Raw genomic sequence first — 25,575 nt, forward strand, 5'->3', positions numbered from 1 at the left:
GCTAAAGAACGTTCAATACTGCTTGACATCATCGAGGATCGTCATGAGCGAAAATCTATCATTGTGACTTCACAATTACCGGTTGCCAACTGGTATGATGCAATAGGAGAGCCAACAGTCGCTGATGCCATTCTTGACCGCATCGTGCACTCGGCACATCTGATAGAACTCACCGGTGAGAGTGTGAGAAAAATGAAGGTAGGTAAAAACAAGTAAATCTGAAATAAAAATGACCCCATCGACCAGGATATTTTAGGGGTAATTATAAAGTTTTTTCAGGGGGCAATTTAGATTTGGCACGAGGGGGCAACGCTCACTGGATTTTCCAATTATCACCTTTTAGAATTTTCTTAAAAGAATCAATTAAGAATTTGCCTTCTTTGTCGAAACAGTTAGGAAAATGTTTTTTCAAAATGGTAATTTGTTTGCTATTGGCGGTTATATCCTTGTTGTCGAATATGTTTTGTTCTGTCATAACGCTTTATCTTGTATTATTTTTAGAATTATAACAAAAGTAACATTAAATCAAATTAAAGTGATGTATAATAGCTATGAAAATTTAGCCATAGGACATATTGAATACATCTTTTAAAAGAAAAATATATGTTGTCTAAAAAAATAGGGCAGTCGATAAACTGCCCCAATGCCTACAACAAATTCTTCATTGCTTCATCAATCTGACTATTTTCAAAGCTGTCTAAGTAGATTTGAGTGATCTTTTCGGAACTATGACCTAGTGATTCAGAAATTATAGAAGTATTCACTCCAGAGCGTTTTAATACAGTTGCGTATGTGTGCCTTGCAACATAGGTTGTAATATCAATCGGTAGTTCCAACTCTTCACCTATCTCTTTTAAACTCTTATTGATTATTCGTAAAACCTTATTCACTCGATTAGCTTTCTGCTGAGCTGTTTTATGAAATGCAGAAAGGATTGGAAACAGGTACGCATTGTCCGAATGGTACTTTTCTACTATAAATAATGCCTTATCTTGAATAGGTAACTTTATAAGCTTCTTCGTTTTCTTTCTAGTATATACAAGCCTAGTATCAATAATATTATCTCTTGTAAGATAAGCCATATCAACAAAGTTGATTCCTCCAGATAAATAAGAGAAATAAAATAAATCGATTGCTAATTGTGTATATTCTCTGTCTACTTTATAATTTATAATCTGTTCAACATCTGTCTTTGTAATAGAGCGTTTAACAGTCTCTTTTTTGAGCTTAGAGACTTTATATATTCTAAATGGGTAATAGTCTGCTTTAACAATATTTTCTGTAATAGCACGATTGTATAACACCCTAAAAGTTCTAAAGCGTACTCCGATTGAATTATCACCTAAACCTTTATTTCTAAGAAATGATTCATATTGTTTCAACCAATTAATATCAATATCTGAAAAATATACGTCAAGATGCTTATTAAATTCTAACAATGAAGCTCTTAATTCCTTAAATGTCGATGCATATTTTAATCTCCCCTCATTGTAAAGTCTATCTATTTCGGAATGTAAGAAATCAGATACAGTCTGAATACTGTTTCCTCCTACTACAACTTCAACAAGTTTAGTTACTGTAAAATCTTTGCTTTCAGATTTGAATTCTATAATTTGATTAGAAAACTCTTTTGTCTTCTCTGTAATTAGATTGTTTATTAACTCTTTGTTCGGACAATTTCTTCGTGGTTTATTCTTGTCAAAATCCCAAAATTGTGGTAAAATAGATATTCCAAGACTTAAATATTTAAGCTTTCGACCTTGACAAAGTCTAATCATTAATGGATGTTCTCCGTTTGCTAAAGTTTTTGATTTGTAACATACAACATTCACAGTCGTTTGCATTGTTTTGTCGGTTTAAACCTTGGTTTAAACATCTGTCATATTCCATCACCAAAACCACCCATATCCACAACAAAAAAGCACTCATAATTTCTTATAAGTGCTTTTGGAGTGACCTCGACAGGATTCAAACCTGTAACCTTCTGATCCGTAGTCAGATGCTCTATTCAGTTGAGCTACGAAGCCATTGCTTAAATGCGTTGCAAAAGTACGGAGCTTTTTTTAATTTTGCAAGAGTTGATGCGTATTTTTTTGAATTAAAATAACCTGATAACTGTAAATGATTAGTAGCTCAGCATTTAAGAAATAAAAAAAGCAGAGTAATTTTTATTTACTCTGCTCTATATTCTATGATATCGACTGCTTATACATTATATGTCGAAGAAGCTGTGTCTCCACCGTGACCTGTCCAATTTGTATGGAAGAATTGTCCGCGAGGTTTATCAATTCTTTCATAAGTATGAGCTCCGAAATAGTCTCTTTGAGCTTGCAGTAAGTTCGCAGGCAATCTATCGGAACGTAATCCGTCGAAATAATTAAGAGCAGCAGCCAATGCAGGCACTGGCACTCCATTAAGTACAGCTTGTGCAATAACTTGTCTCCAACCATCTTGAGTTTGTTCGATTTTCTCTTTGAAAAATGAATCAAGGATCAAGCTTGGTAAGCTAGGATTCTTATCAAATGCTTTTTTGATATCTCCCAAGAATGCAGAACGGATAATACAGCCACCTCTCCACATAAGAGCGATACCTCCATAATTAAGGTTCCATTTGTATTCTTTAGCAGCTTCCATCATCAGGTTGTAACCCTGAGCATACGAAATAATTTTAGCTCCATACAAAGCCATTTTCAGATCGTCAACAAATTTCTGTTTGTCTCCTTTGAAGTTTGCTTTAGTTCCGGTAATTTGTTTCGAAACTTCTACTCGAAATTCTTTCTGAGCCGATAAGCAGCGAGAGAATACCGATTCGGCAATTAGAGTAAGCGGTATACCTAATTCTAAAGCCGAATCTACAGTCCATTTACCTGTTCCTTTTTGCCCGGCAGTATCAAGGATAGAATCAACTAGAGCATTTCCGTTTTCATCTTTGTATGCAAGAATATCTGCTGTTATTTCTATTAAATATGAATTAAGCTCTTCAGTATTCCATTTTTTGAAAACTTCGTGTTGTTCATCAGCACTCATTCCCAATAAATCTTTCATTAATTGATATGCCTCTGTTATGATTTGCATATCTCCATACTCAATACCATTGTGCACCATTTTCACAAAGTGTCCGGCTCCACCTTCGCCAACCCAATCACAACAAGGTTCACCATCGACTTTAGCGGCAATCGATTGGAATATGCCCTTTACATAAGGCCAGGCAGCAGGAGAACCTCCGGGCATCATTGAAGGTCCTTTCAATGCACCTTCTTCACCACCCGATACACCTGTACCTACATATAACAGCCCTTTGCTTTCTACATAAGCTACTCTACGGTTAGTATCGGTATATAGACTGTTTCCTCCATCTATAATAATATCACCTTCTTCAAGATGAGGTAACAACAATTCGATGAAATCGTCAACAGGCTTTCCAGCTTTAACCAACATCATCACTTTTCGGGGACGCTCAAGAGATGCGATAAGTTCTTCAATAGAGTGCGTGCCGATAAAATTCTTTCCAGCTCCACGTCCATTGACAAAAGCATCTACTTTCTCCACTGTTCGGTTATATACAGCTACGGTATAGCCTTTACTTTCCATATTTAACACTAGGTTCTCACCCATCACGGCAAGACCAATCAATCCTATATCCGCAAGTTTTTTCATATTATATTATTGATATATATTATTTGTTAGAACAATCGGTTTTAGTATGTGTTTTCATTAATTTTTTAATATTTGCTAAAGTTAATCAATAGTTTTGAATTTAAGCCCAATATAATAGATAGAAACTATTTATATCAATTACTATCTTATAGCAATCATCTCCTCATCACGCTATCTACATGATACATAATACATTGTACACTTCCCTCCAGCAGAACAAGCTTCCTAAAGAGATGAAAAGCATCCTATTTATGTTAAATTGAAAAGTAATTCTATCTATTTTATTTCATTATGATAATTTATTCTATATTTGCATTTCAAATTGACATTAATAAAAGTAGTGATATAATTTTAAGTTTTTCTATTATTAATTATTGAGTTATAGCTTCTGCCTAAATAATAGATTTACGCAAAAAAAGAAATTGAACAAGTGTTATTACAGTGTTTAAAAGATTCGTTTCGATTTTCGGTTATTTAAAAGAGTGGAGTTAACAGATAATAAGTGGATAATTTATTTAATGTTACCCATCTGAACCTATCAGCGTAACAATTATGAAATAATTTCTTCACATAAGCTTATTGCAAATGCAATATATCTGTAAAAAAAATATAAGTATTTAGCATCGCATTTAAAGTTTTTTTAAGGCATATATTATAATATTAATCAACAGGTAATTATGGTAAAGAGAATCAGTCATTACTTATCACTAATTTTGTTAGTGGTTTCTATTACTGTTAACGCACAGGTTACGACCTCGTCAATGAGTGGTAAAGTAACTGACGTAAACAATGAAGTTATTATCGGGGCTACAATCCAGGCTCTTCACGTTCCTTCCGGTACTTCATACGGTGGAGTAACCAATACTGACGGACGCTACACAATTCAAGGAATGCGTGCCGGAGGTCCTTACAAGGTTACAATCTCTTATGTGGGCTACGAAACAAAGGTCTTTTCTGAATTAGTCCTAAAATTAGGAGAAGCCACAAACATTTCCACAGAATTAAAGGAGTCTACAGAGCTAAAAGAAGTTGTAGTACTAGGTAGATCCGGTGTAGATGCAAATAAAACGGGAGCCGCAGCAAGTATAAATGCTGCGCAAATAAATAACATGCCTTCTATTACTCACGGTATAGCAGATGTTCTGAGACTGAACCCTCAGATAAGTGTAAGTTCGTCGGGAGCAATGTCGTTCGCTGGTGTTAACAACCGTTATAACAGCTTTCAGATTGATGGAGCTATGAATAATGATGTTTTTGGGTTAACATCGAATGGATCGAATGGAGGACAAGCCGGAACCCAGCCGGTATCAATGGAAACGATTGACCAAATACAGGTTAATATAGCTCCATTTGATGTTCGTCAATCAGGATTCACAGGAGGCGCTATAAATGCCATCACAAAATCGGGAACTAATAATTTCCATGGATCTGTTTATGGTTATGGAAACAATCAGAATCTGATAGGAAATAAATACACCCTGATGAATGGCAGCAACAGTGAAAAATATGACAAGCAGAAAGAATATCAAACAGGTATTACTTTTGGAGGTCCTATCATTAAGAACAAGTTATTCTTCTTTACAAATTACGAAAAAGCAAGCAAAACATATCCAAATGGCTATGGACTGGGAGCTTCTGCATCAAGCATCACTCCTGCACTAGCTGAAAGTATTTTAGCGATAATCCAAGCTAAGGCTCTAGAACAAGGAGTTACTTACAATGGAGGCTTCAGTAATTCTGATGTATATACTAAATCAGACAAAGCAAGTGCAAAATTAGATTGGAATATCAACGATAAACATAAAGCCTCTTTCCGTTGGAGCTTGGTATCTGCAAAGCAATTAAATAGCACCAGTACAGCTTCTAATCTCAACAGTTCTGACTATAGCTATGACTTTATATCTAAAACAAATACATTTGTTGCAGAATTACAAAGCCGTTTATCAAACAATTTAAGCAATGAATTCCGCGCATCTTATGTTCGCGCAAGAGATCAACGTGATCCGGGAAATCCATTTCCTATGATAAGCATTTCCAATGTAGGAAACGGAACTTTAAATATAGGTAATGAACGTTCATCAATGGCTAATTCTCTTGATCAAGATATATGGTCATTTACAGATAACCTTACTATATACAAAGGAAATCATAACATCACATTAGGTACACATAATGAGTTCTACAATTTTGCAAACTTGTTTATTCAAGATGCATATGGAACTTATTATTATAATAGCGTTGACGATTTTGTTGCAGGTAAGATCAATCGTTATCGTTATGGACAAGCCAATGTTGATGTAACAGGTGATCCTCTATGGAAAGCATCTTTTGGTGCCGGACAATTGGGATTATATGCGCAAGACAAATGGAATGTATCAGATAAACTAGATATTACTTTAGGTCTTCGCATGGATATTCCTTTGTTTTTCGATACTCCAGCTGAAAATGCAGGTTTCAACGATTATTCAACACAGCAGGGTTGGGGTTACAAAACAAATCAAAAACTAAGTAGTACACCTATGTTCTCGCCCCGCGCAGGATTCCGTTGGAATGCTGATGGTCACAATAAACTTGTACTTCGGGGTGGAGCAGGTATCTTCACTGGTCGTATCCCTTTTGTATGGTTGAGCAATAACTTCTCTAACACAGGTATACAGTTATCGACATACAATACAACTTCAACTGGAAACCTATCTCTGATATTGGATCCTAACAAGCAATCTGAAAATGCGAGCAAGCTGGCAGCTTCTGGTGCTCAGACAATCAATGTATTTGATAAAGATTTCAAATTTTCTCAGAATCTACGGTTCAATTTAGGTTTAGACTTCGAATTGGGAGGCATCAACTGGACAGCAGAGGCTATATATTCTAAAACACTGAATGATATCCTTTATCAAAACAAAGCCTACGACGTTAATGGTAAAACTTTAGGTGGAACTATCAGCAGTTTGGATTTTGATCAACGCCCAATGTTTTCACGGACAACTACCGGAACAGACTATGCTTACATATATGCATTATCAAATACCAGTAAGGGTTACTCGTATAACTTATCTTTGAAAGGTGAAAAGAAATTTGATTTCGGTTTGGATCTGATGGCGTCATATACCTATACACGTTCTAAATCACTTAATAGCGGAACTTCTTCTGTAGCTCAGTCAAACTGGAACTACAACTATACAAGAAGCAATCCGAATGATCCGGAATTAGGATTTTCTGCATTCAATTTCCCTCACAGAATCAATGCATCTGCCTTCTACCACAAAACATACGGATCAGGATGGACAACAACTGTTGGCCTTATCTATTCAGGCTCATCTGGTGCTCCTTATTCAATATATTATAATGGAGACCTAAATGGCGACAGTTCTAATGGTAATGACTTGATCTTTATCCCAACAGATGCACAAATAGATCAAATGCCATTTTTAGCTACCAGTGCTTATTCTGTTGATGCTCAAAAAGCAGGAATGAAAGAATGGATCGCCAAAGATTCTTATTTAAGTAAACACCGCGGAGAGTACTTTGACCGTTATGCAGACAATGAAGATTTTGAACATCACTTCGACTTCCACTTGGCTCAAAAATTCAGCTTTAACGCAGCTGGTACAGTACACTCTATAGAGCTTTCATTCGATATTATGAACGTTGGTAATATGCTTAATAAGAAATGGGGACGCTATGCGGCTGCCGGAGGCTCTTCTACTTATTACAGCCCTATCACTTATAATAGCTCCACATCTCAATTCCAATTCTTACATGATGGAGACTACAACATGCGTTCATACAGCGATTATTATTCTCGCTGGAGAGGACAACTTGGTTTGAAATACACTTTCTAATCAATTAATATAGTTAAACAGTAAAAGCCGATTACTTAAAGTAATCGGCTTTTTTATATCTTAATTTTAAAAGAATCTGCTTTTAGAGAAAGATGAAGATCAGCATTTTATGTTCAGTTCATTCAGCACTAATCTTATTTTCTCGAAAGTGGTGATACGAGTAGGAACTAAAGGCAGTCTTAACTTATTCTCTATATATCCCATCATATTCAGCATGGACTTTACACCGGCAGGATTACCATCGATAAAAAGCAAACTGAACAATTCACTAAAACCATGATGTATAGTCAATGCACTCTGATAATCTCCGTCTAAAGCAAGGCGGGTCATCCGGCTAAATTCTTTCGGAAAAGCATTGGCTATAACTGATATAACACCTATTGCACCTAATGTAATAAGAGGAAAAGTAATTCCGTCATCGCCTGATATTACATCAAATGATTCTGGTTTACGCTTTATTATATCATCCATCTGGGTCATATCTCCGGATGCTTCTTTGATAGCAACCACATTCTTAAATTCATTTGCTATACGTAAGGTTGTTTCGGCAGACATATTCACGCCTGTCCTTCCAGGAACATTATACAGTATAACAGGCAGTTTAGATGCTTCGGACACAGCCTTATAATGTTGATATATACCCTCCTGCGAAGGTTTATTATAGTATGGAACAACTGACAGTATAGCATCTATTCCGTCAAAATTGCCATTTCTCAGGTAATCGACTATAGCACGCGTATTATTACCTCCGGCTCCGAGTATAATAGGAATCTTCCCATTAACCCGATTAACAACCAATTCGATAATATTCTTTTTTTCGTCTTCTGTAAGGGTTGGAGTTTCAGCTGTTGTCCCCAGTATTACAAGATAATCTGTATTATTCTGAATCTGGTAATCAACAAGTCTGGTCAGAGCATCATAATCAACACTCTCATCGTCCTTAAACGGAGTAATTAATGCAACACCTACACCTCTTAGATTTATTCTTGACATAAATTATATTCTTGTCTTGTTTGGCTGTTGACTCTTCTGTTTCTTGAAAATTACGGTAAAGTTAATCAATATTTAAACTTACCGCATCTGAGCCAGATAAATTTTTAGCTGTTCGTATGCTTCCGTTAGCGTTTTATCATTTTCACGATAAAACACAAAATCATAAACCTTATACTTCACCTCAGATGTTCCGATACAAAAACGACTCTTATTTCGAACAAGGAGAGACAACAAATAATTGTCTTTTTCGGCAGATAAATCTATCAGTGTATCATATTTTTCATTCCCGAATTCGGTAAATACACCGGAACGTATCGCCTTCATCCAGCTTAGATCTTTATTTAAATCTACAGTCTTCACCCATTCGGGTAATGTTATACCGAATATTTCACCCTTCGATGTTTTCGGCAAGACAGTCCACGCAGATACCAATTTACCTGCTCCTTGCAGGTCAGCGGCAACAGACTGCACTTCTTCCCAATCTTTGATATCAAAAAGAATAAGTACATTCTTTATTTTATCGAAATTCAGAAATTGGTGCTCACGCTTATTATTCTTTAGTTCCGATTCTATACTCTTTTGTATGAAGTATTCAAACATAAGCAGATTATTCTATCATTTTCAAAAATTCATCTTCATTGAGAATGGCAACGCCTAATTTTTGGGCTTTCTCTAATTTCGCAGGTCCCATATTGGCTCCGGCAAGTAAATAATTTGTTTTAGCAGAAATAGATCCGCTGTTTTTCCCTCCGTTCGATTCGATCAATCCTTTATACTCGTCTCTCGAATATTTCTCAAAAGTCCCACTGATAACAATAGTCAGCCCTTTTAATTTATCGGAACCTGATACGGATGTATTTTGCTTTTGTTCGAACTGAATACCGAACAGCTTCAATTTATTAATTATTTCGATATTTTCTTCTTTACGGAAAAAATCAACTACACTCTGCGCAATCCGTTCTCCTATCTCATCAACCTGAACCAAATCTTCTACAGTAGCCTGCTCCAGTAAATCAATAGACGGAAAAGCCACTGCTATTTTTTTTGCGACTGTTTCACCAACATATCTGATCCCCAATCCAAATAACACCCGTGAATAAGGTACTTTGTTAGAATCTGCAATACTGTCAATCAGATTTTTCGCACTCTTTTCAGCCCAACGTTCCAGTACCGCTACGTCTTCCCACTTCAATGTGTATAAATCAGCAACATTACGGATAAGTCCTGCATTGAACAAATGTTCTACAGTTTCCGAACCTCCCGATATATCCATTGCCTTACGGGTTATATAATGTTCAATCCGCCCTTTTATCTGAGGAGGGCATCCCATATAGTTGGGGCAATAAAATGCAGCTTCGCCCTGATCTCTTACCAGTTGTGTATGACATTCGGGACATTCATGAATAAACTCAACCTTCAGGCTACCGGGTTTTCTGAGGGAGGTTTCAACTTTAGTTACCTTAGGAATAATCTCTCCACCCTTTTCAACATAAACCATGTCTCCGATATGCAGATCTAAAGCTTCAATCGAATCGGCATTGTAAAGAGACGCCCTTTTTACAGTAGTACCCGATAGTTTAACTGGCTGAAGATTAGCCACCGGTGTTACCGTTCCGGTACGTCCAACCTGATAAGACACAGATAACAATTCAGTTAATTCTTGTTCGGCCTGAAATTTATAGGCAATAGCCCAACGTGGAAATTTGGATGTGTAACCTAAATTCTTCTGTTGCAAGAGGGAATTTACTTTTAATACAATCCCATCGGTTATAACAGGTAGATTTTTTCGCTCAACATCCCAATATTTTATAAAAGCGAAAACTTCTTCTATTGTCGTACATTTTTTTGTAGCATCGGAAATTTTAAAACCCCACTCTTTCGCCTTTTGCAAATTTTCGTAATGTCCTCCTGTTGGTAAATTCTCACCCAGCATGTAATACAGATAAGCATCTAGTTTTCTGGATGCTACAATTTTAGGATCCTGCAACTTCAACGTTCCAGATGTAGCATTACGAGGATTGGCAAAAAGCGGTTCTTCCTGCTCTGCTCTCTCCTTATTCAATTCATCAAAAACTTTCCAAGGCATAAGAATTTCACCCCGAATCTCAAATTCAGCAGGATAATCCGTCCCTCTCAGCACCAAAGGAATACTTCGAATGGTTTTTACGTTGGCTGTAATATCATCTCCTTTAACCCCGTCTCCACGAGTAACAGCCTGTACCAGCCGCCCGTTTATATATGTAAGGGAAATAGATGCTCCATCGTATTTCAATTCACAGACAATCTCGAATGTGTCGTTCAGGTCTTTTTTGACACGGTCGAAAAATTCTTTTACTTCTTCTTCCGAATAGGTATTACCTAAAGACAACATCGGATATTTATGGGGAATCTGTACGAAGTTTTTGGTTAAGTCACTGCCCACACGCTGACTTGGAGAATTGGGATCGGCAAATTCAGGATGAGCCTCCTCAAGTCGGGTAAGCTCCTTCATTTTCTGATCGAACTCAAAGTCCGAAATAGTTGGGGTAGACAATACATAATAGTTGTAATTATGTAGATTCAGTTCTTCTCTCAAAGATTCAATATGCTGTCCGATGGATTCCATGGGTATCTGTTTCTGATATTTTTTGATAGAATACAAAAATAAGAATTAATTTGAATTAAGTCTGCAGCCCTTTTTATTTACAGACGGAGAAAAAGGCTCTGCTATTCAAAGCGATTCTCTCATATCGTAAATGTGAGGACATAATAGTCCGTAATAAAATACTGAATATTAAAACAAAGCTGTCGCTCTGTATAAAATTCACGAGATGTTAAAACTCCTGATGCAGCAGGTGTAAATGAATTGATCAGAAAATCGTTTTTCAACTCAACACCTTCCATACTTAACGCCTTATACATCGTTTCTTTTGCCGACCAATGGAGTAAAAGATGGATTATTTCGTTTTCGGAATCGATAAATTCCTTATCGGAAATAAAGCGGGAACGTATTCGTTTTACCCGATCAGATATATATTCTATATCTATACCGAGATACTCCGAATGCGACAAAATAACAGCTGCATATCCTTTTGTATGACTGATAGATATATTAAGAGGATAATCTCTGAGATACGGTTTACCATTCGACTGATATTCTATTTTTGCAGAACGATCTATTATATGAGACAATAATACCCGTGTTGCAGCAATTTCGAGAAGACGGCTTTCGGAATGATATTCCTGACGCAGCGTATCAGACTCTTCTTTTTCAAGCTGAGATAATAGAGTATCCGCGGATTCTGTTATCTTCCAGACCCCTAATATATATTTAGAATTTGTTTCTTTATGAATCAGCATTAATATTTTAATTTAACTCATCCTTGTAGTTTACTCTCACGAATATACGAAAAGAGATGATACCCTAAAAACGAATTCACCGCTCATACATCTCAATCGGTAACCCATCGGGGTCACTGAAAAAAATAAACGATTTACCTGTATATTCATCAACTCTGATATCTTCGTGAAGAATCCCTTTCGAATCCAGTTCTCTCACAGAATCTTTAATATCATCAACGGCAAAAGCCAGATGCCTCAAGCCTGCGGCCTCGGGATAAGACAAACGTTTGGGAGGATCGGGGAAAGAAAATAATTCGATCAGATAAATCGCGTTCAGAGACAAATCTGTTTTATATGAATTTCTTTCTTCCCTAAAATATTCAGCTTCTACTTTAAAGCCCAATACATCTGTATAAAATTGTTTGGATTTGGAGTAATCCGAACAAATAATTGCGATATGGTGTATACCTTGTAATTTCATTTAAGGATGCAAACCTATTTATAGCCTTGGCAAGTATAACAATCAGAGTTCGTTATAACTTGAAAACATATTATTAAATACCTCATATTACTTAAATATTCTTCTTTGAAAGAAACGAATGTAACAAAAAATACATCATTCTGAATAAAATGACTTATATCTTCTCTATTTTTGACCAGAAATTAGTGTTTGTTTTACAATAATTAATTATATCTTCGTGTCAGAGCTCGGGACTCTTTCATTTGATCAGAATCCTTATAAGCAACTGAAAGTATTTAATGATATATTTAACAAAATAATTATCTGATGCTTTTACATTCGTCTAGTCAATAAACAGGTCTGAGACCTTAACCACTTAATTAATACACATGAAAAAAATCCTTACCACAGTTTATGCGATTTTGTTAGTTACATTCTCAGCATCATCACAGAATTCGGATGTTTCGATCCGTGTCTATCCCGAAAAGGGAAATCAAGTTATCAGCAAACACATTTACGGTCATTTTGCAGAGCATCTGGGGTCGTGTATATACGGCGGACTTTGGGTTGGGGAGAACTCTCCGATACCGAACACCAAAGGTTATCGCACAGATGTGCTTGAAGCCTTAAAAAAGCTGCAAATACCCAACCTGCGCTGGCCTGGAGGCTGTTTTGCAGATGAATACCACTGGATGGACGGAATAGGTCCTCGTGAAAAAAGGCCGAAGATGGTCAACAACAATTGGGGCGGCACTGTTGAAGACAATAGCTTCGGCACACACGAATTTCTTAACCTTTGCGAATTATTAGATTGCGAACCTTATATCAGTGGCAATGTCGGCAGCGGAACAGTTGAAGAACTTGCCAAATGGGTAGAATATATGACATCTGACGGAGACAGCCCGATGGCAAATCTGCGCCGTCAAAACGGACGTGAAAAACCTTGGAAAGTAAAATACCTTGGTGTCGGAAACGAAAGCTGGGGATGCGGAGGCGATATGCTCCCTGAATATTATGCAGATCTGTACCGCAGATATGCTGTATATTGCCGCAACTTCGACGGGAACCAGCTTTTCAAAATAGGCAGCGGTGCCAGCGACTATGATTATAACTGGACAGATGTACTAATGAAAAAAGCAGGTAATAAAATGAATGGCTTATCGCTTCATTATTATACTGTAAAAGGATGGGGTAAGGACCAAAAAGGGTCTGCAACCAACTTTACCGATGAAGACTACTACTGGACACTAGGCAAATCGCTCGAAATAGAAGAAGTCATACAAAAACATATGTCTATCATGGACAAATACGACAAAGACAAAAAAGTCGGTCTGATGGTGGACGAATGGGGTACATGGTTTGAAGTCGAACCCGGAACCAATCCCGGATTTCTTTATCAGCAGAATACAATGAGAGATGCTTTTGTAGCAGCACTAACGTTAAACACCTTCAACAAATACGGAGACCGTATACAAATGGCTAATATTGCTCAGGTTGTTAATGTTTTACAATCAATGATACTAACCAAAGACGATAAGATGACCCTAACCCCTACATATCATGTGTTTGATATGTATAGAGTACATCAGGATGCGACCTATTTACCTTTGGACATTATCTCTCAAACTAAAGAAATCAGAGGACGGAATGTATCTTTAGTGAATGCTTCGGCTTCAAAAAAAGACGGACTGACTCATATTACTTTAGCGAATATAGACCTGACCAATTCTCAGAATGTCAATATAGATTTATCAAATACGAAGATATCCAAAGTCAGCGGACGTATTCTTACTTCAAAAGATATACATGATCATAACACCTTCGAAAACCCGAATCTGGTACAACCCCAGACTTTCAACGGCGCAAAAATCGTAAATGGTAAACTGAACGTTCAATTACCGGCTAAATCTATTGTTGTTCTCGAAATACAATAAAGGAATCAGATCTGTTTTATCTCTTTTTATCTATACGGAAAGGGACGAATTAATTAAGAGAAATCAGCTAGCACTGAAACAAATACCAATTGAAAGGGGAAAAGGTGTCATTCGAAAAAGTGTAATTTTAGAGTAACCTTTGTTACCTTTTAATTATGAGCAATTATCTGACACGAACAGGTAAGGTTACAAAAGGAAAAAGTAACACCCCAAAGCGTACACAAAGGGTGTAACCTTTGTTACCTTTTTCAAAATTGATAACTGTTGACTGATCACTGATTTTTGTCTTTTTCGATAAATACTCATTAATAAGCATTTATATTATAGAAAACAATGAAAAAAATTATATTCCTGATCAGTATATTTATACTGACCACGTTATATACAACTAGAGCATCGGCACAAGCCGTAGCCAATGCTCCACAGTCGGCATACATATTTGCGTATGCCACCACCAAGAACAACGGACACAACGGGCTGCATTTTGCATGGAGTTTAGATAAAGTCTATTGGCATAGCATCGGACCGGAACACAGTTATATGAAAAGTGATTATGGCCCTTGGGGTAGTCAAAAGCGTATGCTCGCTCCATTTCTATTTCAGGCAGCTGATGGTGTATGGCACTGCATCTGGAGCCTGAACGAAAGGGACGGAGTTTTTGCTCATGCGGCATCACAGGATCTTGTTACATGGAAAAGACAATCTTACCCTGAAGTCATGGAAGGCAGTAACTGCTTAAATCTTCAAATTACCCCCGATAAAGCTGCCGGATCGTATCAAATATCGTGGATTAGCGACAAAGCATCAGCCAAACAAGCCTTTATCGTAACAACCAAAGATTTCAAAAATTATTCTTCAACAAAATCTATAAATACGCCAGCTCAGGATTTAAGAACTTCTGTCATTATAGACGGTACAGCCGAAACAGGAACAGTTCATTCTGTCTCATGGAGTATTGTGGATGGACTCATCAAAAGTCAAAAACTAGCAGCCTATAACAATTCAATCTGGTCGGAACTCGCAAAAGACGATCCTATCCGATTTGCATCTTTGGAACCATTTTCTGTAAACATATCTGTCGATGCTTCAAAAAGCAAGAAGATAAGCGACCTGCTTATCGGTGCATTCTTCGAAGATATTAACTATGCGGCAGACGGAGGACTGTATGCTGAGCTTATTCAAAACAGAGACTTTGAATATACTGTAAGCGACAAAAAAGGCAGAGACCAAAACTGGAACAGCAAGTATGCATGGGACGTATCCGGAAATGGCATCAGCTTCTCTATTGACTCGGTTTCACCCATACATATAAATAATAAGCATTATGCAGTTCTGAATATCAGCCAGCAAGGTGCATCTTTCACGAATAAGGGATATGACGGAATTGCAGTAAAAGGAGGAGAAAAGTATTATCTTTCACTATTTACCAAAGTTCTCAACGGAAAAGGAGGAAAACTATCCATTCGCTTGAAAAACAAAAATGGCAAAACCATTGCTGAAAGTCAGATTAAAACAGGCTCTACAGATTGGAAAAAGCAAGAAATAATTCTATCTGCTAAAGAAACATCTGCTGAAACTATTCTCGAAATAACCCCTGAATTTACGGGTAAAGTTGCACTTGATATGGTTTCTCTATTCCCACAGAACACATTCAAGGGACATCGCAATGGACTACGTGCCGATCTGGCACAAACTATCGCAGATATACATCCCCGATTTGTCCGTTTTCCCGGTGGCTGCGTCACTCACGGCGATGGATTACACAATATCTACCAATGGAAAAATACAATCGGGTCTCTTGAGTCTCGTATCTCACAAGGCAATATCTGGAATTACCACCAATCGATGGGACTGGGATATTTCGAGTATTTCCAATTCTGCGAAGATATGGGGGCAGAACCTCTGCCTGTAATCGCAGCCGGAGTGCCCTGCCAGAATTCAGGAACGGGAGGTGCAGGCCAGCAAGGCGGCGTACCTATGGAAGAAATGGGACAGTATATTCAGGATATTCTCGATCTGGTAGAATATGCCAACGGAGATGTAAAAACCACATGGGGTAAAAAACGTGCCGAAGCCGGACATCCCAAACCATTCAATCTGAAATATATCGGTATAGGAAATGAAGATCTTATTACAGATATTTTCGAAGATCGCTTCACAATGATATACAACGCTTTAAAAGAAAAGCATCCCGAAATTACAGTTATCGGAACAGTAGGTCCATTTTGTGAAGGTACTGATTATGAAGAAGGATGGGACGTAGCAAGCAGGTTGCATGTACCTATGGTAGACGAACATTATTATCAGACTCCGGGCTGGTTTATTCACAATCAGGATTTTTATGATAAGTACGATCGTTCTAAATCGAAAGTCTATCTGGGAGAATATGCATCACACGTTCCGGGAAGGCATAACAATATGGAAACTGCTTTGTCGGAAGCTTTGTATATGACTTCGCTCGAAAGAAACGGCGATGTGGTAAGTATGAGTTCTTATGCTCCATTGCTGGCTAAAGAGAAATATACCAACTGGAATCCCGATTTGATCTATTTCAATAATACAGAGGTGAAACTAACACCGGGCTACTATGTGCAAAAGCTATATGGCCAAAATGCAGGAAATGAATATCTGCCTTCGATAATCAGCACGAATGAAACCAATAATTCGGCGAAAGTAAGAGTCGGCAAGTCGATTGTCCGTGACAGCAAAACGGGGGATATTATAATAAAACTGGTAAATATGCTTCCTGTGGCTGTAGATACCAAAATAAACATGGGAGACATATCCATTACTGATACTAATGCCCAGAAAACAGTACTACAAGGACAACCCGATGACAAAACACCGACTCCGGTAGTATCGGATTTTAAAGTAGGAAAAGAGTTTAACAATGAACTTCCACCCTACTCGTTTACTGTAATCAGAATAAAAGCCCAATAAGTAAAAAAGAAGACTGCCTCATTGAGGTAGTCTTCTTCATATAATAGTCGAAAGCGTTCTAAAAGAACTTTGTTTAAAATCATAATAACCAATACAAAGGTTAATGAGTACTTTTCGAACGCTTTCTTTATCTTATACAGACAAATCCTTTTTGGGAAACGATACTTTAAATGACCCGTGCTTGCAGTCCATACAACTGGACGATACATCTATAGAGCCCGGTATCTTTATATTTCTTAGGAAACAAGTATCGGTACCTCTCTGACAACCATATATACACAACACATTATCTTTGAAGCTCAATTTGAAATCGCCTTCATGAAATCCGGGAGCATACAATTCGATTCTGAATTCGTCTTTATTATCAACATAGCTTACTGACGAATAGCACCCGTGATGATAATCTCTTACTTGGCTTTGTTCCAAAGATGGTAATAAACGTCTACTCTCCATAATTATTATTGATTGAAGTTTGTACATATTTATAACAAACAATCAGTCGAAATTGATTTGGTTCTTTTCATAAAGAATCTAAAAGATTTATAGGAATAACGATAATAAATCAAAAAAGCTTAAGTATATATACAGAGGTTCATTATAAACAACTTTGACCTTGGATTATTTTATACTGTGGGATATATGACCGAGTCAGAGTTATAGGCTGAGTTCCATATTCTGGTTTAGGGTATAGCGTTAAAGTAACTTTTACAACAAAATTATGTTTCACTCTTCCCGTTGTTATTGAATGCGCCTCACATGTAATAACAGTAGGATCCATAGATGGTTTATACGTCGGAGCAGCTCCACTAGTATAACTAATTTTAGGATACCTGTAAAATACATTCGAGTCGTCCTTATACAACAAAACGCCCTTATCAATTCCAAATTCAGAATAACTGTCACTATTCCAATTAGTACTCCCGTTAAATTTTTCATAATATATAATCTCGGAATCAACATTGTATGAGTTAATCATATTCTGAGTTTCCGGATTGAGCTCTACCTTTACCGAACCAGATTCGATATACATAGCCTGAGAATAACTATAAACGCCATTGTACCCATTTCCACCAGTATGCTCCCATGCTACTTTATCAATAATTATAATAGGACTTTTCTCTATATTCCACACTCCTAACGGCGAGGTATAAATTGGAAGAAGTCTGTCTCCTGTTACAGTCAAAGAGCCAGGAAATAATAAGTTCTGAATAGGTTTTCCTGCAGAAGGAATTACACTGGTTATAGATCCTGATATATTTACCGAACCTGTTGTTTTAAAAGATAAGTCCTGTACCGTTTTACTTGAACTTCCTCCTATGCCAAGAAAAGACCCGAAGACCAGATTGACACCACTTGTAATCATCGCTGAAACTCCTCCACTAACGATTGCAGAAACAGCAGAAGCCGCTAATGATGGCAAAATTTTCTTCGCTGTCAACTGATTATTAACATAAGATTTTGCAGAATCGGCAACAACCGTTGCTGCACTATTTATTATATCAGTTACGGGGTTAGAAGAACTTGTACTTACTATTGTACCTTCAGATTTTAAATTAACATCTCCTAACAGTGAAATATCCCCAACATTCTTATCATACAAGCCAATACTAAATAATTGTCGTTTAGTTGAAGCATCAGGATCATATGTAAACTCAATATCAAAACAATTCCAACCTAAAGTTAGACTTTTTGATTCTGTTGACGATATATTAGTCACATAAGATTCTGATGCACCACTGCTGGTTAGAGGCAGAGTGAAGTGTCCTGCTGTATTTAAGAGTTTAGAAACCTCAGACAGTCGTACCTGCCAAAACGTAACACTGCCTGCTTGGGGTCGTTCTTTCAAATAATAGAACACTCTCAAAAGTCCTGTCAGCTTATTATAAAACATCAAATAGTATTTACCTTCTTGATATTCTTCAGGATCAGTACAGAAATTATAAACCATCATCCAACCATTCTTTTTCTGGTAGTCGCTCGTGATATAATATGGAATCTGAGCTTCGGCCCCATTGTACCAAGGTAAAATAACTTCCTGAGAAAAATTAAAAAGACTGATCTTGTTAATGTTTTCCCAATCAAAAGAGACATTCTGCCTTAAACTCTCAGAGGATCTTAGCGTAGACTCTGGTTCCAAGGGATCATCCAACAATGATTCTTGAGTATTACAACTAAAAAAAAATAAAACAATAGAGAACAATAATAAATTCGTTTTCATAGGTCTGTTTTATAAAAAATTAATAACAGCCCAAAGGTAAGAACCAGATAACCATATCACTATAATAAATTTCTCCTTTTATTATAAAATCAGTTATTATTCAAATACTCTAATTTATATTAAAAGACAAATAATCTAGGATTATTAATATTTTATCACGTTCTTTGTATTATAAAGAATCATTCTAGATAAGATCAAGAGTAGATGGCAAGCATGAGTAAGGTTTTAGCAGTTGCAGAAACATCATATATTATCCGAAAAGGATTGGTATATGTACTTTCTCAGTTACCTATTGTAGCAAAAGTAGTAGAACTCAAAGAATTAGAAGACATTAATTATCAATTAAATATACTTAAACCGGATGCCCTGCTTATCAATCCAATGCTATTGGGACATACTGCAAAATCCGATATAAAACAACATCTCAGTCTCGAGAAAAGCATTCCGGTCATAGCTTTGGTTTATAATCTTATCGATGAACGATTCTACCAATCATACGATGCATTGATCAGAATAAATGATTCTGAATCTAAAATAGAAGAGGTACTATCGACCGCTCTCAACAAGGATCACATGAAAAAGACCGATCAGGAAGAGTTGAGCGATAGAGAAAAAGAAATATTAACCAGTATCGTAAAAGGTATGAGCAACAAGGAAATAGCCGAATTTCATAACATATCGATACACACCGTCATTACACACCGCCGGAATATCGGCCGAAAATTGGAAATACACAGTGTATCAGGACTTACAATCTATGCTATATTAAACAAATTGGTAGACATAAAAGACATAAAGCTATGAGCAACATTACAGTAAAATATAATAAGAAGATGAAAATGTCAGATCTTATTGATGCTGATTATAAATTGCTGCTATTACTTACACGCCTGAAATTCTCTTTGGGATTCGGGGATAAAAGCGTCGAAGCCGTATGTCAAAAATATAATTTCGATGCAGAATGCTTCTTGTTTCTGGCTAATTTCCAATCAAACAAATCGATTGTCAATATACACGAAGTATTTGAAAAGCTGCCACTGGCTCCCTTCTTATACTACCTGAGATGCTCCCATGAATACTTTCTGGAAAAGAGATTACCAAATATCAGAAGAAAACTGAAACTAATTTTCGTTGACTCGGAAAAAGAACTCGAAAATCTGGTATTAGACTTCTTTGACAATTATATGAAAGAAGTACAGGAACATATGATGTATGAAGACAACACTGTATTTCCTTATGTGCAGTCATTAATAGAAAAGTCAAATAAAGATAAATATTCGATCAATATATTTGAAGAACGCCACAATGATATCGAGGCTAAAATGACAGACCTGAAACGAATATTAATGAAGTATGTTTCAGGAATAAAAGACCAAACATTAATGACCAATATTTTGCTCGAATTGTATATGTCGGAAGAAGAACTTGCCGCTCATACTTACATCGAAGACAAACTGGTAATACCACGTGTAAAGAAAATAGAAAAGCTATAAATGCTTTGTCTTTATAAAATAATTCATATATTTGTCAGATAAATAACTCTTTACCAACAGAGAATGATCTTATATTTCACACATAAAAGACTAGCAGCCCTTCTGAATTTTAACAATTTAGATTTGCTTGTGTCGTGTGAAATATTAGAGAGAGAGAGAGAGAGAGAGAGAGAGAGAGAGACGCATCTAGCGTAATAATCAAACAAAAAATTCTATTATGTCAAAATGACGAAGCGTTTTTTTATGCTTTGAGTTTTGTCGTATATCTACCTAAACTAATATATATATTATCAAAAGTAAACCGACAGGATAAAGCGTGCACAGCAGTGTTGTTGTTTTGTTGTCGTTCTGAATCTGCTTCAAGCATATACTTGTCCGACAGTCGGTTTCATCATGCAGTAAAGTGCATCCTCTGCACTTTACTGCTTTCTTTCTTACTAACAATTACTCGAAATATAAACAACAAATGAACAACAATGAAAAAAATCTTATTCTCGATGCTATGCTTTATCTACATAACATCATTTTCACACGCACAAGTTGGTATCAATACTCAAAGTCCACACACAAGTGCAGCATTGGATGTCACAAGCCCCAATAACGATAAAGGAGTACTTATCCCACGTATGACTACGGCTCAGAAAACAACGATCTCTGCTCCCGCTGCCGGACTAATGGTGTATGACACTTCAAAAAAATGTCTTTCCCAGAATGTAGGCTCGTCTATATCTCCCATTTGGATATGTCTGGCTCAAAATGAGACTCAATTCTTCTATATGCCTTCAGTAGCTATAGACGCATCAACAGTGGCAATCGGTAAAACTCTAGATTTATATACCGAATACAAAAAACAGTTCGGAACACCTAATGCAAAAAGTACAAGTGCACCAGCCAGCATACCTTATTTTCCATCGGCAAACGACTTATATTATTATATAACCTATTATGATCCTAATGTAATCAAGATCAATGCTTTGACCGATAGCGGAGTTGCTAGCTATGACATACTAAAAGAAGCAGATTATCAATCATTTATAAATGTTATATTTGTTATTAAATAAGGAATATCAATGAACAGAATAATAATACTTTTTGTAGTACTCCTGTCTGCATTAACGATGCAGGCTCAACGCTCTTCATATATCTGGTACTTTGGAAGGAATGCTGGACTTGATTTCAACAACACTCAATCGGCAACATCCTCTACAAGCCAAATAATCAATGATGTCCCCACCCCTCTAACTGGTCCAATCTATACAAATGAAGGATGTTTTACTTATAGTGACCGTATAACAGGACAAGTACTTATATCATCGGACGGCATGAATGTTTATAACAAAAATAATGTTCTGATGCCAAATGGAACAGGACTGCGAGGAAATCCTTCATCGACCAGTTCCGGAATAATAGTTCCATATCCGGGTAAAAAAAATACATTTCTGATATTTACAGTTTCAGCAACCACTGAAGGCAACAAATATGGAATTAATTATTCGGTCGTAGACATGTTGCTTGATAGTGGTTTGGGCGATGTTGTAGCTTCCCAAAAGAATATAAATCTTCCACTCAACAGTTCAGGCTATAATAATGCAGATGCAGCCGAAAATATCTCAGCTGTACAACACGCCAATGGGGTAGATTATTGGCTACTTACCCGTTTCCGTGATGTAATCTTAGTTTGGGAGATTACATCTTCTGGAATTTCTTCTACTCCATCAATTTATAAAACAAGTCATAAGATAGGAGTACATCCTTATCCTATAGGAGGAGGCATCGGATATTTGAAATTCAATAGCGATGGCTCGAAATTTATTCATGTAGATCATTCAGCTTATAATAGATCATGGTTTACAATTGCCGATTTTAACCGCACGACAGGTGTTGTAAGCAATATTAAAGAACGGGATATTGAAAATGAGTATGGAGCGGCATATGCTCTCGAATTTTCAAATAATAGCGAATATCTGTATGTGGCTACAATCGAAAGTACTCCAGCAAAAAACGGGCTTTATGTTTCGAAAATGAGCGATGTCGAAAATTTATCTCAAACACCTATTCCGGCAACTAAACTGAATGATGTTATCAGCTGCATACAAATGGGGGCGGACAGACGGATTTATGGTATTGCCAACGGATTAAGAAATCTTTATATAATAGCCAATCCTGATGAAGGAGATACACAAGTCTCTATTCTGACCAATTATCTGAATACCGGAACAATGGGACGATTAGGTTTACCCGTATTTGCCATATCATTCTTTAAAACACTCCCTATTATGGCAAAAGATCCAATATGCGTAGGTATAAGCAATACTTATCGTATAACAATATCCTTATCCGGTATAGCCCGCTTAGTTGACCTTACTTGGGATTTTGACGATGGTACAGTTATAACACAAAATATTCCTTCGGGAAGCAGTAGTACAAGCACATTCCATTATACGCACACCTATACAACCAACGGTACATACACTTTGACAGTATCTCCTAGTATTGATGACGGGGATGGACAAATATACACAGACCCTGATAAGATCAGTAAACGGATAATAACAGTAAGTGACTGCAGTGTCATTACTAATCCAATGATAAGAACCAATATAATAAAAGAAAAACAGTAATGAAGAAATTTCTTTATATAACCATCTGCTGTATATATGCAACAATGGGATACTCACAGATAGCAATCAATACCGAAACTCCAGATGCGAGTGCTGTATTTGATATAGAATCGACAACAAAAGGAATTATTCTGCCCAGATTAACTACCACAGATAAAGAAACAATAGTGTCTCCGGCGACAGGGCTCATAGTGTATGATACTACAAAAAAATGCCTTTCGATGAATATCGGTTCGGAAGAGAGTCCCAACTGGATCTGCGCAACACAAAATTCGACACATTTTTTTTATATGCCATCTATAAATGTACCAACGCCAAGCTTGGGTGTGGCAACCACCCCTCTTGACCTCTATGCGGAGTATAAAAAACAATTTGACACTCCTATGTATAAAAGCACAAACGCTCCAGCTCAGATTCCTTACTACCAGTCGGCAAAGGATTTAGATTATTATGTCACCTATTATGACAGTAATGTTATGAACGTAAGCAATATTGATAACACTGGTAAGATGTCCTATCACATCATTCGCAAAGCAGACTTAGATTCTTATATGAATGTTGTATTTGTTGTAAAATAGGTATTTTGTAATCATAAAAAAAGCTCGCATTGTAAAAATACGAGCTTTTTTATATATCTCTAATGTAGGATCGATTAATAACCTCTGATCGCTTTTACTCCGGGAAGAACTTTTCCTTCGATAAATTCAAGCAATGCTCCACCACCTGTAGATACATAAGATACCTGATCCGCCAATCCAAATTTATTCACACAAGCAACAGAGTCACCACCTCCAACGAGAGAAAATGCTCCATGTTTAGTAGCTTCTGCAATAGCCTCTGCAATAACTTTTGAACCATGAGCGAAATTATCAAATTCGAATACACCTACAGGACCATTCCATAGAATAGTTTTCGAATTTTTGATTACTTCAGAAAATTCAGCTTCACCTTTTGGACCTATATCAAAACCAGACCATCCGTCAGGAATATTAGCAGCATCAGCAAACTGAGAGTTCGCGTCATTAGCAAACTTATCTCCGATCTTAGCATCCGATGCCAATACTAGGTTTACATTATTAGCCTTAGCTTTAGCCATTATTTCTTTAGCAAGATCCAGTTTATCGTCTTCGCAAAGAGAGTTACCGATTTTTCCGCCTTTAGCTTTTTCGAAAGTAAACGCCATACCACCACCGATGATCAGATTGTCAACTTTAGATAGAAGGTTTTCGATAATATCAATTTTAGAAGAAACTTTAGATCCCCCGATAATTGCAGTAAACGGACGAGCAGGATCTTTCATGATTTTTTCGACTGCATCCACTTCTTTTTGAAGCAGGTAACCAAACATTTTATGATCTGCATCAAACAAGTCGGCGATAAGAGCTGTAGATGCGTGTGCACGGTGAGCTGTACCGAAAGCATCATTTACATATACATCAGCGTATGAAGCCAATGTTTTAGTAAATTCTTTCTGTGATTCTTTGACTGCTTTTTTAGCAGCAGCCTTCACTTCATCGGAAGCATCATCAGCTAATCCACGAGGTTTTCCTTCTTCCTCTGCATAAAAACGAAGGTTTTCAAGAAGAAGAGCCTCTCCGGGTTGCAAAGCAGCAGCTTTCATAGCAGCCTCTTCGCTTGCACAATCACTTGCAAACTGAAGATCTACACCTAAAAGTTTAGACACATGAGCAAGAATGTGTTTCAATGAATATTTATCTTCAACACCTTTAGGGCGACCCAAATGCGATGCAATAATAGGACTGCCACCATCAGCGATAATTTTTTTCAAAGTAGGCAGAGCTGCACGGATACGTGTGTCATCAGTGATGTTAAAGTCCGCATCAAGAGGCACATTAAAGTCAACTCTCACAAAAGCCTTTTTACCGGCAAAGTTAAATTTGTCAATTGTTATCATAACTTTTTGAGTTTAAATATATTTAAGGTCTCAGACCTATTATTATTCTTAGAAAGAACCATTCATCCAGTAAACAAGTTACCGGTAATCACAAAATAAGCGATACAAATATACAAAATTATGTATTAGATATTTTACCATAAAATTAAAAAGAGCGGTCACTTATTAAAAAATAAATAAA

Annotated in this window: 19 protein-coding genes and 1 tRNA gene; 9 read left to right on the forward strand and 11 right to left on the reverse strand. The window is 36.8% G+C overall.

Going from position 1 to position 25,575, the window contains the following annotated elements; genetic code table 11:
- A partial coding sequence (locus tag K322_RS18310) for an ATP-binding protein (protein ID WP_035331106.1) occupies positions 1 to 216 on the forward strand: 216 nt, incomplete at its 5' end.
- Between the two features lie 431 nt (positions 217 to 647).
- On the opposite strand, the gene K322_RS0101730 is transcribed toward K322_RS18310, so the two are convergent.
- The 3 genes from K322_RS0101730 to gnd form a co-directional block, all read right to left on the reverse strand.
- Entirely contained in the window at positions 648 to 1,844 is a 1,197-nt protein-coding gene (locus tag K322_RS0101730; protein ID WP_026625309.1) for a site-specific integrase, read from the reverse strand.
- A gap of 109 nt (positions 1,845 to 1,953) precedes the next feature.
- Positions 1,954 to 2,027 (reverse strand) — tRNA-Arg (locus K322_RS0101735).
- Between the two features lie 178 nt (positions 2,028 to 2,205).
- Positions 2,206 to 3,657 carry a decarboxylating NADP(+)-dependent phosphogluconate dehydrogenase gene (gnd, locus tag K322_RS0101745; protein WP_026625310.1) on the reverse strand — a complete coding sequence of 484 codons (1,452 nt, stop codon included), beginning with the start codon at positions 3,655 to 3,657 and terminating at the stop codon, positions 2,206 to 2,208.
- A 677-nt stretch (positions 3,658 to 4,334) separates the two neighbouring features.
- On the opposite strand from gnd, the gene K322_RS0101750 reads away from it, so the two are divergent.
- Positions 4,335 to 7,499, forward strand: coding sequence for a TonB-dependent receptor (locus K322_RS0101750; protein WP_026625311.1), 3,165 nt, complete (start codon positions 4,335 to 4,337; stop codon positions 7,497 to 7,499).
- A gap of 99 nt (positions 7,500 to 7,598) precedes the next feature.
- On the opposite strand, the gene dapA is transcribed toward K322_RS0101750, so the two are convergent.
- The 5 genes from dapA to gloA2 form a co-directional block, all read right to left on the reverse strand.
- Positions 7,599 to 8,492, reverse strand: coding sequence for a 4-hydroxy-tetrahydrodipicolinate synthase (dapA, locus tag K322_RS0101755; protein WP_026625312.1), 894 nt, complete (start codon positions 8,490 to 8,492; stop codon positions 7,599 to 7,601).
- Between the two features lie 78 nt (positions 8,493 to 8,570).
- Positions 8,571 to 9,092 carry a DUF6913 domain-containing protein gene (locus K322_RS0101760; protein WP_026625313.1) on the reverse strand — a complete coding sequence of 174 codons (522 nt, stop codon included), beginning with the start codon at positions 9,090 to 9,092 and terminating at the stop codon, positions 8,571 to 8,573.
- A gap of 7 nt (positions 9,093 to 9,099) precedes the next feature.
- Complete coding sequence (ligA, locus tag K322_RS0101765) at positions 9,100 to 11,097, reverse strand: NAD-dependent DNA ligase LigA (protein WP_026625314.1); 1,998 nt, start codon at positions 11,095 to 11,097, stop codon at positions 9,100 to 9,102.
- Between the two features lie 119 nt (positions 11,098 to 11,216).
- Positions 11,217 to 11,831: a 4'-phosphopantetheinyl transferase family protein gene (locus tag K322_RS0101770; RefSeq protein WP_026625315.1), complete on the reverse strand. Its 615-nt coding sequence runs from the start codon at positions 11,829 to 11,831 to the stop codon at positions 11,217 to 11,219.
- Between the two features lie 76 nt (positions 11,832 to 11,907).
- Positions 11,908 to 12,294 (reverse strand): SMU1112c/YaeR family gloxylase I-like metalloprotein, encoded by a 387-nt coding sequence (gene gloA2 / locus K322_RS0101775; RefSeq protein WP_026625316.1) that lies wholly within the window; start codon positions 12,292 to 12,294, stop codon positions 11,908 to 11,910.
- 368 nt (positions 12,295 to 12,662) lie between these two features.
- Between gloA2 and K322_RS0101780 the strand changes: the two genes are divergently transcribed.
- Both K322_RS0101780 and K322_RS0101785 read left to right on the forward strand, forming a co-directional pair.
- On the forward strand, positions 12,663 to 14,207 hold the full coding sequence (locus tag K322_RS0101780; protein ID WP_026625317.1) for an alpha-N-arabinofuranosidase: 1,545 nt from the start codon (positions 12,663 to 12,665) through the stop codon (positions 14,205 to 14,207).
- A 333-nt stretch (positions 14,208 to 14,540) separates the two neighbouring features.
- Complete coding sequence (locus tag K322_RS0101785) at positions 14,541 to 17,147, forward strand: alpha-L-arabinofuranosidase C-terminal domain-containing protein (RefSeq protein WP_026625318.1); 2,607 nt, start codon at positions 14,541 to 14,543, stop codon at positions 17,145 to 17,147.
- Positions 17,148 to 17,279: 132 nt separating this feature from the next.
- On the opposite strand, the gene K322_RS0101790 is transcribed toward K322_RS0101785, so the two are convergent.
- On the reverse strand, positions 17,280 to 17,600 hold the full coding sequence (locus tag K322_RS0101790) for an Hsp20/alpha crystallin family protein (protein WP_035331110.1): 321 nt from the start codon (positions 17,598 to 17,600) through the stop codon (positions 17,280 to 17,282).
- Positions 17,601 to 17,742: 142 nt separating this feature from the next.
- Entirely contained in the window at positions 17,743 to 19,365 is a 1,623-nt protein-coding gene (locus K322_RS0101795) for a hypothetical protein (protein ID WP_026625320.1), read from the reverse strand.
- A gap of 213 nt (positions 19,366 to 19,578) precedes the next feature.
- Here K322_RS0101795 and K322_RS0101800 point away from each other — a divergent pair, with 213 nt between their 5' ends.
- The 5 genes from K322_RS0101800 (at position 19,579) to K322_RS0101820 (ending at position 24,057) form a co-directional block, all read left to right on the forward strand.
- Positions 19,579 to 20,169, forward strand: a complete 591-nt coding sequence (locus K322_RS0101800) for a LuxR C-terminal-related transcriptional regulator (protein ID WP_260200843.1) — start codon at positions 19,579 to 19,581, stop codon at positions 20,167 to 20,169.
- Positions 20,166 to 20,858, forward strand: coding sequence for a hemerythrin domain-containing protein (locus K322_RS0101805; RefSeq protein WP_026625322.1), 693 nt, complete (start codon positions 20,166 to 20,168; stop codon positions 20,856 to 20,858). Before K322_RS0101800 ends, K322_RS0101805 begins: the two co-directional genes overlap by 4 nt.
- Before the next feature lie 476 nt (positions 20,859 to 21,334).
- The gene (locus tag K322_RS0101810) at positions 21,335 to 21,919 is read left to right on the forward strand and encodes a hypothetical protein (RefSeq protein ID WP_026625323.1); all 585 of its coding nucleotides are present in this window, start codon (positions 21,335 to 21,337) and stop codon (positions 21,917 to 21,919) included.
- 9 nt (positions 21,920 to 21,928) lie between these two features.
- A complete protein-coding gene (locus tag K322_RS0101815; RefSeq protein ID WP_035331112.1) occupies positions 21,929 to 23,479 on the forward strand; it encodes a PKD domain-containing protein in 1,551 nt (516 codons plus the stop codon).
- Positions 23,479 to 24,057, forward strand: a complete 579-nt coding sequence (locus tag K322_RS0101820; protein WP_026625325.1) for a hypothetical protein — start codon at positions 23,479 to 23,481, stop codon at positions 24,055 to 24,057. Before K322_RS0101815 ends, K322_RS0101820 begins: the two co-directional genes overlap by 1 nt.
- Before the next feature lie 74 nt (positions 24,058 to 24,131).
- On the opposite strand, the gene K322_RS0101825 is transcribed toward K322_RS0101820, so the two are convergent.
- Positions 24,132 to 25,394: a phosphoglycerate kinase gene (locus tag K322_RS0101825; RefSeq protein WP_026625326.1), complete on the reverse strand. Its 1,263-nt coding sequence runs from the start codon at positions 25,392 to 25,394 to the stop codon at positions 24,132 to 24,134.
- Positions 25,395 to 25,575: the final 181 nt, after the last annotated feature.

The sequence above is a fragment of the Indolivaga capnocytophagoides DSM 22835 genome (genome assembly GCF_000426485.1).
GTDB lineage: Bacteria > Bacteroidota > Bacteroidia > Bacteroidales > Dysgonomonadaceae > Dysgonomonas_A > Dysgonomonas_A capnocytophagoides.

Bases quoted from the DNA above. Each gene is read 5' to 3' on its own strand.
- K322_RS0101730 (WP_026625309.1), bottom strand. From the start codon at position 1,844: ATGCAAACGACTGTGAATGTTGTATGTTACAAATCAAAAACTTTAGCA.
- gnd (WP_026625310.1), bottom strand. From the start codon at position 3,657: ATGAAAAAACTTGCGGATATAGGATTGATTGGTCTTGCCGTGATGGGT.
- K322_RS0101750 (WP_026625311.1), top strand. From the start codon at position 4,335: ATGGTAAAGAGAATCAGTCATTACTTATCACTAATTTTGTTAGTGGTT.
- dapA (WP_026625312.1), bottom strand. From the start codon at position 8,492: ATGTCAAGAATAAATCTAAGAGGTGTAGGTGTTGCATTAATTACTCCG.
- K322_RS0101760 (WP_026625313.1), bottom strand. From the start codon at position 9,092: ATGTTTGAATACTTCATACAAAAGAGTATAGAATCGGAACTAAAGAAT.
- ligA (WP_026625314.1), bottom strand. From the start codon at position 11,097: ATGGAATCCATCGGACAGCATATTGAATCTTTGAGAGAAGAACTGAAT.
- K322_RS0101770 (WP_026625315.1), bottom strand. From the start codon at position 11,831: ATGCTGATTCATAAAGAAACAAATTCTAAATATATATTAGGGGTCTGG.
- gloA2 (WP_026625316.1), bottom strand. From the start codon at position 12,294: ATGAAATTACAAGGTATACACCATATCGCAATTATTTGTTCGGATTAC.
- K322_RS0101780 (WP_026625317.1), top strand. From the start codon at position 12,663: ATGAAAAAAATCCTTACCACAGTTTATGCGATTTTGTTAGTTACATTC.
- K322_RS0101785 (WP_026625318.1), top strand. From the start codon at position 14,541: ATGAAAAAAATTATATTCCTGATCAGTATATTTATACTGACCACGTTA.
- K322_RS0101790 (WP_035331110.1), bottom strand. From the start codon at position 17,600: ATGGAGAGTAGACGTTTATTACCATCTTTGGAACAAAGCCAAGTAAGA.
- K322_RS0101795 (WP_026625320.1), bottom strand. From the start codon at position 19,365: ATGAAAACGAATTTATTATTGTTCTCTATTGTTTTATTTTTTTTTAGT.
- K322_RS0101800 (WP_260200843.1), top strand. From the start codon at position 19,579: ATGAGTAAGGTTTTAGCAGTTGCAGAAACATCATATATTATCCGAAAA.
- K322_RS0101805 (WP_026625322.1), top strand. From the start codon at position 20,166: ATGAGCAACATTACAGTAAAATATAATAAGAAGATGAAAATGTCAGAT.
- K322_RS0101810 (WP_026625323.1), top strand. From the start codon at position 21,335: ATGAAAAAAATCTTATTCTCGATGCTATGCTTTATCTACATAACATCA.
- K322_RS0101815 (WP_035331112.1), top strand. From the start codon at position 21,929: ATGAACAGAATAATAATACTTTTTGTAGTACTCCTGTCTGCATTAACG.
- K322_RS0101820 (WP_026625325.1), top strand. From the start codon at position 23,479: ATGAAGAAATTTCTTTATATAACCATCTGCTGTATATATGCAACAATG.
- K322_RS0101825 (WP_026625326.1), bottom strand. From the start codon at position 25,394: ATGATAACAATTGACAAATTTAACTTTGCCGGTAAAAAGGCTTTTGTG.